Below are 12565 nucleotides of genomic sequence, written 5' to 3' on the forward strand. Positions count from 1 at the left end.
ACCTCCCTGAAGCGAGGGCGCCATTTTAGTGATTTAAACCTGACTGTCAAGGGTCTTTTTTAAAGATTTTTGCAATCCGGCTTATCTCACCTGAACCCTGCTTAGCGCAGCACCCCTTGGCATGGCGCGCATTATAGGGCGTTTTAATTGTGGTGCAAGGAATTACATCTCAAAAAAGTGGTTTTAGCTTGCAACTGCTTATAAATCACACTTTTTGGGTAGTTTCAGAGCAATGTTATTTAAATTAAAGAATTTTTTCTATTGGCTGCTTAAGATCTAACCGTTAATATAGTTTCGCTTATTATAAATAGGCCCTTTTTTATTCTCTGTATTTAGGAATTGATTATGTTACCAACTTTACGTGCTTCATTACCTTATACTCTGGCATTGGCTGTGCTGGCTTATTTCGCTTTTGCATTCTTTACTCTGGAAATCAACCAGGCTTGGTTCGTCGTTATAGGTGTTATGCTTGCTGGTATTCTGGTCCCCGTTCTGGTTGATGTCAAAGGTGCGGCTGCCAGCCCCAGTGTCACCAGACAAGAATTCAGCGGCGACACAGCAACTTTATATGTTGGCAATCTGCCTTACCGGGCAAATGAAGACGCAGTTAAAGAGTTATTTTCTTCTTATGGTGCAGTTAAGAATGTCCGTTTGATGAAAGATCGACAGACTGGGCGTCGGCGTGGTTTTGGTTTTGTGGAAGTTTCGGCTAAAGACGCTGCTAAAATGATTAATAAACTTAACGATTTCGAATTTCAGGAAAGAACATTAAAAGTACGCGAAGCAAAAGAGCGCCAGGAAGACGATAACCAGGAATAAATAGAACAGAAGTAATCTTATTATCTTCTAAGTTCTACTTTACCACGCCGGTGTTAAGCCGGCGTTATAGCACTGCCTTCTTTAGTGAGCAGCAGCTGAAAGCCAAACTAAGATTTGCGTCACATGTAAAAACACCTAAAATACCGCCTTTAAAGCAAGCAGAGACGATTATGCAAATAGGTCAGGTATTTCCCGCTGAGTATGACACCCAACTAGACAATAAGAAGACGCTGTTAACCCAGCTTCTTGCTCCTTATAACTTACCTGATATCGACATTTTCCGATCTGAATCCAGCCACTACCGCCAACGAGCTGAATTCCGTATCTGGCACGATGGCGACGACATCTACCACGCAATGTTTGATCCCACCACCAAGCAAAAAGTCAGAATTGATTACTTTCCGGTGGCAGCAAAGTTGATTGCAGATTTTATGCCGGTGCTACTCAGCAAAATTCAGTTTAATCAAGCCTTACGTTATAAGTTGTATCAACTGGACTACCTGGCAACGCTATCAGGCGAGCTTCTTATCAGTATGATATATAAAAGACAACTCGACGAGCAGTGGCTCGAAGCGGCAAAAGCGTTAACGGCTGAGTTATTGCCTGAATGGCCAGTTAAAATTATTGGCCGGGCCAGGAAGCAAAAAATTGTTGTGAAGGAAGACTTTGTCACGGAACGTTTTACGGTGGGCACTAAAACACTGGCGTACCAACAAGTAGAAGGCAGCTTTACTCAGCCGAATGCGGGCGTAAATCAGCACATGTTGAGTTGGGCGGCACAAGTAGCCAGTCGGCTTAATGGTGATTTACTTGAGCTGTATTGCGGTAATGCCAATTTCTCTCTGGCTTTAGCGAGTTATTTCAATCAGGTAGTAGCGACTGAGATTTCAAGAAACTCAATAAAGTCAGCTCAGTACAATATCGAATTAAACAACATTGATAATGTTCAGGTGTTGCAAATGTCCGCCGAAGATGTGTCAAAAGCATTGGTTAGCGGTACCGCGTTAAAGCATATCGAATTGGCGAGCATGACGCTGAATACTGTGTTAGTTGATCCTCCGCGCGCAGGTTTAGACCCGGATACATTGCAGTTGGTCAGTCGTTTCAACGATATTATATATATCTCCTGCAACCCGGAAACGCTGGCCGATAACCTGCAGAAGTTGAATAAAACTCATCGGATTGTCAGCTCAGCACTATTTGATCAGTTCCCTTACAGTCATCATGTTGAAACCGGGCTCTGGCTGCAAAAGCGTTAACTTTTCACTTTATTTCTGCCATAGCTGGCCGCACCATGTGCCAGCCACCGCAATTGAGTGACGGTGCGGCTGGTTAAACTGGCATACTGCTCCGGCGGTGCATCCAGGGCGTCAGCGCCGGTGTGGAATACCAAGGTTACCATCGCCTCTGCCTGAAGTTGCGCCAGCTCATCGGGACAAGCCGTTTCCTTTCGCAAGTAGTGCGCCAGCTCCGCTGAGAAATGCTGAATCTCGCGTGCTACAGCGGCACGGAAAGCAGCGGAGGTGCCAGAGCGCTCACGTAACAACAGGCGAAAGACATTACTGTTACCGGTGACAAACTCCATGAAAGTTTCAATGGACGTGCTGATAACACTACCGTTATTTTCAATGCGCTGTCGGGCCTGGCGCATTAACTGGCGCAGCATTAAGCCGGCTTCATCTACCAATGTTAAGCCTAATTCATCCATATCCGCAAAGTGGCGGTAAAATGAAGTAGGTGCTATCCCGGCCTCCCGGGCAACTTCGCGCAAACTTAAGCTGGCAAAGCTTTTTTCTGCACTTAGTTGAGAAAAAGCAGCTTCTATTATAGCTTTACGCGTTCTTTCCTTCTGCTGCGCTCTGCTCACGGCACGTCCTATCGAAAAAATAGCTATTATATACCTTGACCTGACTCTGCTGGCTAGTTAAATTGGCGTACAGTTGTAAGCTCAAAGTGCCCTATATGAAAAAAGCTCCCATTATCTGGACCACCACCATCTTATTCAGCCTGACTTTCCTGGTTGCGGCTATCGCTGTTCCCTGGTATGCCGTTGCGGTGGGATTTGGCTGGTTTGAAATTATCGCTACCATTTTAGCTCTCGGCTATTGTGGTATGTCTATTACTGCCGGTTATCACAGGTTGTGGGCACATAAAACCTACGATGCGCATCCCATTCTGCAATGGGCCTTTGCTATTGGCGGCGCTTTCGCTCTGCAGAATAGCGCTCTGCATTGGTCGTCAGATCATCGGGATCATCATCGCCATGTCGATAACAACGACAAAGATCCCTACTCTGCGGGTCGCGGATTCTGGTACAGCCACATCGGCTGGATGTTGCGCGATTACCAGGGCGATGTATACAACGATTACTCCAATGTTCGTGATTTACAAAAGAACCGGGTTGTTGCATGGCAGCACAAACATTATTTAGCACTGACAATAGCCACTAACATCGGTATTCCGCTAATACTCGGCTGGATAAGTGGCAATATGCTAGGCATGATCCTGAGTGTCGGCGTGTTGAGGCTGGTGTTAAGTCATCATTTCACTTTCTTTATTAATTCGTTGGCTCACATCTGGGGTAGCCAACCATATACTGACAAAAACTCAGCCCGTGACAATGGTGTGTTGGCATTTGTTACTTATGGCGAGGGATATCACAATTACCACCATATATTTGAATATGATTACAGAAATGGTATCAGATGGTGGCAGTTTGACCCGACAAAATGGTTGATAAAATCTGCCAGTTTTGTTGGCCTGACCCGTAACTTACGTGTTGTACCGGAAGAACGTGTTGCCCTGGCAAAAGCTAAAATGCAATTGCTACGTGCCCAGCAAAAAGCCCAGTTACTACCCAATTCTGAACAGTTGTTACAATTACTGGAACGAGAGTATGAGTTACTGGTTGCCAGAATGCAGGATTTCTATCAGCTTAAAAAGCAATTTGTTGTACAGAAAAAGCAAGCCTTGATTGAGCAATATCAATCTGCTGATTTTAAACAGCGCTACCGCGAATTTAAATATCATTTGCAACAACAACATCAGCATTGGCAAAGGCTGACTGCAGCTTTCCAATGATACTGAAAAAGAGGCTACGGCCTCTTTTTTTGTTATAAAGACCTGTTATGCTGATAAGCAGTGGTTTTTATTGAACAAGGCAGTACTTGTGACCGAAAAAAACAAATCAAAAAAAACAGCATATGATTATGACGCCATTGTTATCGGCACTGGCCCGGGCGGTGAAGGCGCGGCCATGTATCTGGCAAAAAGTGGTAAACGGGTAGCAGCCATTGAACGTTATAAATCGGTTGGTGGTGGCTGTACTCATTGGGGCACAATACCGTCAAAAGCATTACGGCACTCCGTTAGCCGGCTGATAGAGTTTAATGAAAACCCGTTGTTCCAATTAGATGACCAGCTTACCCGACTGACTTTTTCCCAGATCCTGAAACATGCTGCCGGCGTCATTCGCAAACAGGTGAAACTAAGAGCAGGCTTTTACGATCGCAATCTGGTGAAGATTCATCAGGGTGAGGCACGCTTTATAGACGCCCATACTCTGGAAGTTGCTGACAAAGATGGCAGTTGTTACAACCTGACTGCCGAGACTATTGTTATTGCCACCGGGTCCAGACCCTATCGTCCGCCTCAGGTAGACTTTAACCACTCTCGTATTTATGACAGTGATACCATTTTATCACTGGCTCATGAACCTAAACACATTATCATTTATGGCGCCGGCGTCATTGGCTGTGAGTATGCATCGATCTTCCGTGGACTTGGCGTAAGAGTTGACCTGGTAAATACCCGGGATCGCTTGCTGTCTTTTATGGATGCAGAGATTTCAGATTCGCTTAGTTATCATTTCTGGAATTCCGGCATGACGATCCGACACGGCGAAGAGTTTGCGCAAATAGAAGGTCATGAAGATGGCGTCGTTCTGCACCTACAATCAGGCAAAAAAATGAAAGCAGATTGCTTTTTGTTTGCCAATGGCCGCACCGGCAATACGGATATGTTGAATCTCGCAGCGATAAATCTGGACTCAGACAGCCGCGGTTTAGTGAAAGTAAATGCCCGTTATCAAACCAGTATTGACAATATTTATGCCGTTGGCGATGTAATTGGCTATCCCAGTCTGGCCAGTGCAGCTTACGACCAGGGCCGGCTGGCCGGTGAAGCCATTGTAAAAGGTAATCTGGATGGTCATCTGATTGCTGATATTCCCGTCGGTATTTATACCATTCCGGAAATGAGTTCAGTGGGTAAGACTGAGCAGGAACTGACCAATGCTAAAATTCCTTATGAGGTGGGCAGAGCCCAGTTTAAACACCTGGCCAGAGCACAGATCGCAAATACCAGCGTTGGCAGTCTGAAATTACTGTTCCATCGCGACACGCTGGAAATACTTGGTATTCACTGTTTTGGGGAGCGCGCTGCAGAAATAGTCCATATAGGTCAGGCTATTATGATGCAAACAAACGGCGGCAATAGTCTTAACTATTTTGTTCATACGACTTTTAATTACCCTACTATGGCTGAAGCATACCGGGTTGCAGCATTAAATGGTCTCAACAGACTTTTTTGATTTACATACAAGATTGCCTTATAACCATTTGAAATAAAACAATATAATTATTTTTGTTTTGACTGATAAATCATTGTAAACTCAATGAAAGAATAAAATTTTGTAGGAAAGTCGTGGAGACCTGTTATGCCATTAGTTCGTATTAGTCTGGCTTGGATTGCAATCTGCTTCTCCTGGCATGCATTTGCAGATTTTCCTACTGCGAAATCGCTGTTTGAAAAACAGGAATATCAGCTGGCAAAACCCAGGCTGGAAAAGCTGGCTGAGCTGGGTCATGTTGAAGCACAGTTTTTGGTCTCCAGAATATATGCTGAAGGACTGGGCACTGAAATAGACATTAATAAAGCTTACGCCTGGACACTTATTGCCCGTGACCGCGATCATCCGGAAGCAGCAAAACAATATTTAGCGTTAAGACGAAAACTTGAGTCTCGCCGCGATGGTAAGGAAGCTTTTAGCGAACTTAACAGCAAATTTGGTGAAGATGCTCTTTTCGGCAACTTATATCCCATTGCAAACAGATTTGTAGTGGGTAGTGGCGCAAAGATCAAAGCGATTCGCCAGGACGAACCAAACTTTCCCAGTTATTTTGAACGTGGCGGCGTGTCGGCCTGGGCTGTAGTGCACTATGATATAAATGAAGATGGCAAAGTAGAGAATGCCAAAGTAATCGCATCCTTTCCGGTAGACGGTATCAATGAATATGTCCTGCGGGCTGTCAACAGCTGGCGTTTTGAGCCGCCACGGGACTTATATGGCGACACGATGCGCCTTGAAATGCAGCTGCATAGCTTTCAAATTAACGCCGCTCAGGGCTCACAATCACGCCGCTTCAATCGTGACAATCAGGAATATCTGGATGCAATAGCCGCAGCGGCCCGGGCTGAGTTTGCGGAGTACCAGTATTTATATGCCATCCTCGCTGAAAGTAACATCCTAAAAACTGAAAACCCGTTGGAGTGGTATCAGAAAGCGGCGATTAATGGCCATCAGACTGCTCAGTACCGCTTAGCACAATGTCTGATCACCGGTAATGGTTGCGACAAGGACCGCAGCAAAGCGATAAACTGGCTGGCCGTGGCAGCTGAAGGCGGCAACCCCAAAGCAGCCTATTTGCTTGCGCAGGAGCTACTAGACAGTAACAATGTCAATTTCGAGCCACGTAAAGCAGCCCGTTATCTGGAACTGGCGGCGTTACAGGAATACATGCCTGCTATAGCAGACTATGCGTCACTGTTGGCAATGTCAGATGATCCTCAAATCTATAACCCCAATAAAGCAGTCAGTCTTGCCGAACAGGGACGCGCTATCGATCCCAATCACCCGGATTTATTATCTACTCTGGGTGTTGCTTTTATTGAACTTGGCCAGCAAGGGCGGGGAGAAGCGATGCTGCAACAGGCAATAACTGAAGCAAGAAAACGTAACTGGGCAACCCAAAACTTTGAGGATTTATTGCTTGATTATCAGACGTCTGTCGCTGGGATGAATTAAATATAAGGCCATCAGATGATGGCCTTAACGTTATTTTTATCTTTATTCTTTATCACTGGTATCCAAATGATATGTGCGGCTTAACGACTGCACCGCATCAATAAATATTCCTGCTTTTTCAGGGTCAACGTCAGGGGTAATACCGTGCCCTAAATTAAACACGTGTCCCGAGCCCTGACCAAAACTATCCAGTATAGATTGTACTTCCTGGCGGATCCGTTCCGGCGAGCCAAGTAACACCGATGGGTCCATGTTACCCTGCAATGCAACTTTGTTGCCTATTCTGGCACGGGCACTACCAACATCCGTTGTCCAGTCCAGACCAACACCATCGCAGCCCGTGGCGGCAATCACTTCCAGCCACTGACCACCATTTTTAGTGAACAAAGTAACTGGTACCTTACGACCGTCGGCCTCGCGCGTTAAGCCATTAACAATAGTTTGCATATAGCTTAGTGAAAACTCTTTATAATCGCGCGGTGTCAAAATGCCACCCCAGGTATCAAATATCATTACTGACTGAGCACCTGCAGCAATCTGGGCATTCAGATACAGCACCACACTTTGCGCCAGTTTATCTAATAGCATGTGTAGTACTTCTGGCTCGCTGTACATCATTTTCTTAATGATGCTAAAGGTTTTGCTGCCACTCCCCTCCACCATGTAGGTCGCCAGGGTCCAGGGACTGCCCGAAAACCCGATCAATGGCACACTACCATTTAACTCACGTCGAATGGTACGTACTGCATCCATTACATACCTTAACTCTTGTTCCGGGTCAGGCACTGGTAAATTTACCACGTCCATAAAATCACGGATAGGCCGCTGAAACTTAGGCCCCTCACCCTCACCAAAGTACAGCCCCAAGCCCATAGCATCTGGAATGGTTAAAATATCACTAAACAGAATGGCGGCATCCAATGGATAACGACGTAGCGGCTGCAGCGTTACTTCACACGCCAGTTCGGGATTCTTACACAGTGACATAAAGTCACCTGCCACTGCTCTTGTGGCACGATACTCTGGCAAATAACGGCCTGCCTGTCGCATCATCCAAACCGGTGTACGATCAACTGGCTGTTTTAGCAGTGCTCGCAGATAACGGTCGTTTTGTAACTGCATAATTCATTCGCCTTCAATAAAAACTACGCAAGTTTACCATCTGTGTCCGCCCGACTCTAGGGCGTGTTGACGTTTGCTGATGAGATTTTGTTCGCTTTGGCGACGTTTTTCTCGCGAAACGAGGAACGCCGTACGCGGTACCCGGTTTAGCCATTCTAAATAAGCGACGAGTGACAAAGAGCAAAGCGTCGCCAGATGAGCCCTACGGGCAGCGTGTGGCTGGCATTTCTACTGCGTTATCGCTTGTTCATGTAGAATAACTACACATCACAAGCTCTGCCTTGTATAAATACCAGCCACTCAGCTGCAAAAACAACCACCAAACGTCAACACGCCCTAGGCCATTAATCTGCAGTTCATGTTTTTTAGGATCAACGCTTGTATCCATTAACACTATCTGTTATAAAATACTCGCGCTAGTGAAGAATTATAAGCGAGAAGCCTGTTTCACAGGACCGTGCTGTACTAAGTTAAGCCACATTATGTGGCTTTTTTATTTGCTGCCATCCATGGCGCAAACCCTTACGGGCCAACGCTCCGCATTGTTAAAAACCTTTCCAGAAGATTTTTTATTTGCTGCCATCCTTGGCGCAGACCCTTGGGGCCAACGCTCCGCATTGATAAAATCACCCCTGCATATTTCTTTGCTGTAATTGCCTGATAATCCGACCGGACAATGTTTCGGCAGGTGGCACTTCAGGTAAGTCATTTAAATCGAACCAGGCCGCTTCAGCAATTTCATTCGGCTGACAAACAATTTCACCACTGAGATAGTCTGCCGTAAATCCAGTCATTAACGAGTGAGGGAAAGGCCACGGCTGGCTGCCGATGTAAGACAGATTGACAATGTCGACTCCCACCTCTTCTTTCACTTCACGCACAGCCGCTTGCTCCAACGTTTCGGCTGACTCAACAAAACCAGCAAGTATGGAAAAAAAGCCGGCTTTATGACGGGTAGACCGTGCCAGCAGTATTTGTCCCGGCCGGGTAATGCCTACCAGCACACAAGGAGCGATTCGTGGGTAACAACGATGGCCACATTTGCTACATAGTGCTGCCAGCTCCCAGTTAACTAAATGCATAGCGCTGCCACATTGGCCACAAAAGCGATGGGTTTGCAGAAACAACGCAACCTGTAAGGCTCTTGCCGCAAACTGGAACAATATCTCATTCTTGGTAAGCAAGCTGCGGGCCGAATGCCAGGATGACTCATCAACAATCTGATCATGATCAATCACCAGATAGCAGGGTTGTTGTTGATAATCCCCCAACCAGCAAATTTGCTCAGGTTCAACCGCTACCGCTAACGTTGCTAACGTCCCTTGTGGCACCTGACTATCGCTTGTCAGATATAATCGCCCTTTATTGACAATAAACCAAAAGCCCGGTTTGTCGTTTGTCAGCGTTATACTGTGCTTAATCATGTTAAGGTCCTTAATTGACGAACTTTATTCAGTTACATATCAGTGTGCTGTTGTTATGATACGGCTAGAGTACTGGGCTGACCAATAAAAAAATGGTTGATCTTTCGTGTGAATTTCTTTTAATTATAGGTAGCAGAACTTTACTGCTCTTAAGGAGAAGGCAATGTACCGTCGTGTGCAACAAGCGCAAAAAAAATGGGGAGGGTCGTTAACTGCTATAGACAACTGGCTTGACGAGCGTCAGCAGCTTATCGTCTGTTATTGCAAGTTAGCCGGCTTGCCACCATTTGAGAAGGACCGCCATACGCTGCCTGCTCAGGAAAAAATTCGTGAATTCTGTCAATTGCTGATGGACTATTTGTCAGCAGGGCATTTTGAAGTCTATGAACGTATAGTCGACCAGTGCACAGTAAATGGTACAGACTCTCGTAAATTAGCCGATAGCTTGTATCCAAAAATTTCGGTATCAACGGATTTGGCTCTGAGTTTTAATGATGCCTATGCTGATCATTTAAGTACACGTAACAGCGCAGCATTCGACCGGGAGCTTTCTGAACTGGGTCAGGCGTTAGAAGAGCGCTTTGAACTGGAAGACGAGCTGATTGACACTTTGCACGCTAAGCATACTGACGCTGGTGTCTCAGCCTGAGAAATGAAAAACTGAAGATAGCAGCAGCGACAACAACGGTGTTGTCGCTGCCATTGTTGTGATTATTCGCCAGCAACAATTTCCAGCAATTCAACTTCAAATACTAAAACGCTGTGTGGGGTAATTACGCCCATGTCGCGCTCACCATAAGCCAGCTCAGACGGAATGGTAAACTTATACTTTGAGCCCACATTCATCAGCTGCACACCCTCTGTCCAACCCGGAATAACCCGGTTTAATGGGAATTCAGCAGGTGCATCGCGATCGTAAGAACTGTCAAATTTAGTGCCATCTGTTAATGTACCAGTGTAGTGAACTTTTACGACATCAGTGGCTACCGGTTTAGCGCCGTCACCTTGCTCCAGCACTTCATACTGTAAACCTGAATCAGTAACAGTTACGCCTTCTTTGCCAGCATTTTGCTCTAAATAAGCTTTACCAGCCGCGATCACAGCTTCAGATTCTGCTGCAGCAATTTCAGCTTGCTTCGCCCGATACTGCTCGTCCAGAGTGGCTAGCAGCTGCTGAATTTCATCATCACTAACGCTGGAATTGCCCGCCAAGCCATCTTTTACACCTTGCATGATTAATTCACTGTCCAACTCTACAGCAATTTTTTCATATTCCTGAATAGTGCTTTCCAGATAACGACCGGCTGACACACCAAGGCTGTATGCTTGCTTAGCTTGTTCTGTATCTAATGCCGGCGCTTCAGGCTGCTGTTCTTGCTGGCAGGCAGTTAAAGTTAACATTGCTACGGCGATCAGTGATAATTTGGTTGTTACACGCATTCAATTCTCCAATTGTTGGCAGCCTGGCTGCAAAAATGTGTTTTAATAATTAGTCAGGTTCTGCCCTATACTAACGGTTTGTGCGAATGAGGTTAACACCCACAATGAAATATCCTGTGCTTTTTCTTACTTTTTTAATCGCTTCATGTACAAAAGTAGAAACAACAGCACTACAGCAGTGGCAACATGTTGCCCAGGGCAGCTATGCCGCCGAAATCGCTCAAGATGGCCGTTATGCTGTTGTATCATCAGTGCAAGACGGTCTGGCATTTTGGGACCTTGAGCAGAACGCGCTTAAATATCAGTGGCAGCATGACCCTGAGCAGGAAAATCTGGTATTCAATCTGGCGATTAGTCCGGACAACAGCCATGTGCTGAGCGCTGATCAACAAAATTTTGCCTTGTGGCGTACTGACACCGGTCAGAATGTTGGTTTCTGGCAACTTGATCAGTCGACCGTGCGGGACATTGCCGTCTCTGCCGATGGTGCCCATATGCTGATTGGCAAAAGTGATGGTGCCGTGCAGCACATTACACTCTCCAGCGGCAGGCGCCTGGAGTTTCTGGGCCACAGTGAAAAAATCAACAGCGTCGCCATGTCGCCTAACGGCCGTTATGCCCTATCCGGTGGTAATGACTACCAGGCCTATCTGTGGGACACCGACAGCGCACAGATTATTCATACTTTCAGCCATCCCAGCCGGGTAAGTAAAGTGGCACTGGACCCACAAGGCCGCTTTGCCTTCACTGCGGACAGTCAAAGCCTAGCCAGAATATGGGATATACAAACCGGTGCTTTAGTCAGCACCTTACAAATTACCGCCAGGCAGCAGGTATTCAGCGCAGTACGTTTTAGCGACGATGGCGATCATCTACTTACCGGCGCGCCAACCCGCAATCTGGTGTTATGGCGCGTCAGTGACGGCCAGGAATTACAGCGCTGGCGGGTAGCGCCGCGTCAGGGCAGTCGTCCGGCCAGCGCTGTGGTGCATGCAGTAGCATTCTTAAGCCCAACACGTATAATCAGTGAAAGTTCCAGTGGTTACGCCGAGGTATGGGAAATAAATTATGACTGAACGAGATGCTGCAATGCAGCAACAATTAATTGAGCTGGAAAGTAAACTGGCGTTTCAGGAAGACACCGTTAACAGCCTGAACAATGAACTACACCAACATCAGGTCCGGATAGAAAAACTACAGCAACAGGTAATGTTGCTGGCTGAAAAACTGCGACAGCTGCCCGATGATCAGGGCATCCTGTCAGCAGAGGAAGAACCACCTCCACCACATTACTAATTGATAAAGCAGGTTGTGGCTGCGGTAACCTGCTTAGGATCATTAGTCTGGTTTAAAAACGCCAATAACCTGCTCACTGGCGCGGCTGGCTTTCGTTACCTGCTGGTCTGGCTGTACCATCTGATGGCCGCAGCTGACACACTCTACTTTTTCCACGTTGTTTTCCAGAAATAACATCATAGTGTCTACAGCATGACATTTCGGGCAGCTGGCACCAGCGATAAAGCGTTTTTTCTTGCGAACAGTCATAGTCATCTCATTTCATTAGCAGCAATTTTCAGCTTAGCCCTTGGTTTATACCCAGACAACTTCAAGATGCAAGCTTAAGAGCATCTTGAAGTTGTTTGGGTATCTTATGGTTATAGCGTAAAATTGGCAG

Annotated in this window: 13 protein-coding genes; 8 read left to right on the forward strand and 5 right to left on the reverse strand. The window is 46.3% G+C overall.

Features of this window, described 5'->3' with window-relative positions:
- Positions 1-345 precede the first annotated feature (345 nt).
- Complete coding sequence (locus CRO03_RS16370; RefSeq protein ID WP_097112727.1) at positions 346-819, forward strand: RNA recognition motif domain-containing protein; 474 nt, start codon at positions 346-348, stop codon at positions 817-819.
- 170 nt (positions 820-989) lie between these two features.
- Positions 990-2078, forward strand: a complete 1089-nt coding sequence (trmA, locus tag CRO03_RS16375) for a tRNA (uridine(54)-C5)-methyltransferase TrmA (protein ID WP_097112891.1) — start codon at positions 990-992, stop codon at positions 2076-2078.
- Here the strand turns inward: trmA and fabR are convergent.
- Entirely contained in the window at positions 2075-2686 is a 612-nt protein-coding gene (gene fabR / locus CRO03_RS16380) for an HTH-type transcriptional repressor FabR (RefSeq protein WP_097112729.1), read from the reverse strand. The genes trmA and fabR overlap by 4 nt on opposite strands.
- A 95-nt stretch (positions 2687-2781) precedes the next feature.
- Here fabR and CRO03_RS16385 point away from each other — a divergent pair, with 95 nt between their 5' ends.
- The 3 genes from CRO03_RS16385 to CRO03_RS16395 all read left to right on the forward strand — a co-directional run bounded on the left by CRO03_RS16385 (position 2782) and on the right by CRO03_RS16395 (position 6904).
- A complete protein-coding gene (locus CRO03_RS16385) occupies positions 2782-3900 on the forward strand; it encodes an acyl-CoA desaturase (RefSeq protein ID WP_097112731.1) in 1119 nt (372 codons plus the stop codon).
- Between the two features lie 88 nt (positions 3901-3988).
- Positions 3989-5410, forward strand: a complete 1422-nt coding sequence (sthA, locus tag CRO03_RS16390) for a Si-specific NAD(P)(+) transhydrogenase (protein WP_097112732.1) — start codon at positions 3989-3991, stop codon at positions 5408-5410.
- A gap of 126 nt (positions 5411-5536) precedes the next feature.
- Positions 5537-6904 carry a TonB family protein gene (locus CRO03_RS16395; protein WP_097112733.1) on the forward strand — a complete coding sequence of 456 codons (1368 nt, stop codon included), beginning with the start codon at positions 5537-5539 and terminating at the stop codon, positions 6902-6904.
- Between the two features lie 42 nt (positions 6905-6946).
- Here CRO03_RS16395 and hemE read toward each other — a convergent pair whose 3' ends face one another.
- Together hemE and nudC are read right to left on the reverse strand one after the other, a co-directional pair.
- Positions 6947-8026 carry a uroporphyrinogen decarboxylase gene (gene hemE / locus CRO03_RS16400; RefSeq protein ID WP_097112734.1) on the reverse strand — a complete coding sequence of 360 codons (1080 nt, stop codon included), beginning with the start codon at positions 8024-8026 and terminating at the stop codon, positions 6947-6949.
- 626 nt (positions 8027-8652) lie between these two features.
- Complete coding sequence (gene nudC / locus CRO03_RS16405) at positions 8653-9450, reverse strand: NAD(+) diphosphatase (protein WP_097112735.1); 798 nt, start codon at positions 9448-9450, stop codon at positions 8653-8655.
- 163 nt (positions 9451-9613) lie between these two features.
- On the opposite strand from nudC, the gene rsd reads away from it, so the two are divergent.
- On the forward strand, positions 9614-10099 hold the full coding sequence (rsd, locus tag CRO03_RS16410; RefSeq protein WP_097112736.1) for a sigma D regulator: 486 nt from the start codon (positions 9614-9616) through the stop codon (positions 10097-10099).
- Positions 10100-10161: 62 nt separating this feature from the next.
- Here the strand turns inward: rsd and bamJ are convergent, their stop codons facing one another.
- Positions 10162-10890: a BamJ family beta-barrel-assembly machinery protein gene (gene bamJ, locus CRO03_RS16415; protein ID WP_097112737.1), complete on the reverse strand. Its 729-nt coding sequence runs from the start codon at positions 10888-10890 to the stop codon at positions 10162-10164.
- Between the two features lie 104 nt (positions 10891-10994).
- Between bamJ and CRO03_RS16420 the strand changes: the two genes are divergently transcribed.
- Both CRO03_RS16420 and CRO03_RS16425 read left to right on the forward strand, forming a co-directional pair.
- Positions 10995-11966 carry a WD40 repeat domain-containing protein gene (locus CRO03_RS16420; protein WP_097112738.1) on the forward strand — a complete coding sequence of 324 codons (972 nt, stop codon included), beginning with the start codon at positions 10995-10997 and terminating at the stop codon, positions 11964-11966.
- Entirely contained in the window at positions 11959-12186 is a 228-nt protein-coding gene (locus tag CRO03_RS16425) for a SlyX family protein (RefSeq protein ID WP_097112739.1), read from the forward strand. The genes CRO03_RS16420 and CRO03_RS16425 overlap by 8 nt, the downstream gene beginning before the upstream one ends.
- A 42-nt stretch (positions 12187-12228) precedes the next feature.
- On the opposite strand, the gene CRO03_RS16430 is transcribed toward CRO03_RS16425, so the two are convergent.
- Complete coding sequence (locus tag CRO03_RS16430; protein WP_097112741.1) at positions 12229-12435, reverse strand: YheV family putative zinc ribbon protein; 207 nt, start codon at positions 12433-12435, stop codon at positions 12229-12231.
- Positions 12436-12565 lie beyond the last annotated feature (130 nt).

This window comes from Arsukibacterium tuosuense, from assembly GCF_900215315.1.
GTDB classification, from domain to species: Bacteria; Pseudomonadota; Gammaproteobacteria; order Enterobacterales; family Alteromonadaceae; genus Alishewanella; species Alishewanella tuosuense.

Bases quoted from the DNA above. Each gene is read 5' to 3' on its own strand.
- CRO03_RS16430 (WP_097112741.1), bottom strand. From the start codon at position 12,435: ATGACTGTTCGCAAGAAAAAACGCTTTATCGCTGGTGCCAGCTGCCCG.
- CRO03_RS16385 (WP_097112731.1), top strand. From the start codon at position 2,782: ATGAAAAAAGCTCCCATTATCTGGACCACCACCATCTTATTCAGCCTG.
- trmA (WP_097112891.1), top strand. From the start codon at position 990: ATGCAAATAGGTCAGGTATTTCCCGCTGAGTATGACACCCAACTAGAC.
- CRO03_RS16370 (WP_097112727.1), top strand. From the start codon at position 346: ATGTTACCAACTTTACGTGCTTCATTACCTTATACTCTGGCATTGGCT.
- nudC (WP_097112735.1), bottom strand. From the start codon at position 9,450: ATGATTAAGCACAGTATAACGCTGACAAACGACAAACCGGGCTTTTGG.
- CRO03_RS16420 (WP_097112738.1), top strand. From the start codon at position 10,995: ATGAAATATCCTGTGCTTTTTCTTACTTTTTTAATCGCTTCATGTACA.
- bamJ (WP_097112737.1), bottom strand. From the start codon at position 10,890: ATGCGTGTAACAACCAAATTATCACTGATCGCCGTAGCAATGTTAACT.
- rsd (WP_097112736.1), top strand. From the start codon at position 9,614: ATGTACCGTCGTGTGCAACAAGCGCAAAAAAAATGGGGAGGGTCGTTA.
- CRO03_RS16425 (WP_097112739.1), top strand. From the start codon at position 11,959: ATGACTGAACGAGATGCTGCAATGCAGCAACAATTAATTGAGCTGGAA.
- CRO03_RS16395 (WP_097112733.1), top strand. From the start codon at position 5,537: ATGCCATTAGTTCGTATTAGTCTGGCTTGGATTGCAATCTGCTTCTCC.
- hemE (WP_097112734.1), bottom strand. From the start codon at position 8,026: ATGCAGTTACAAAACGACCGTTATCTGCGAGCACTGCTAAAACAGCCA.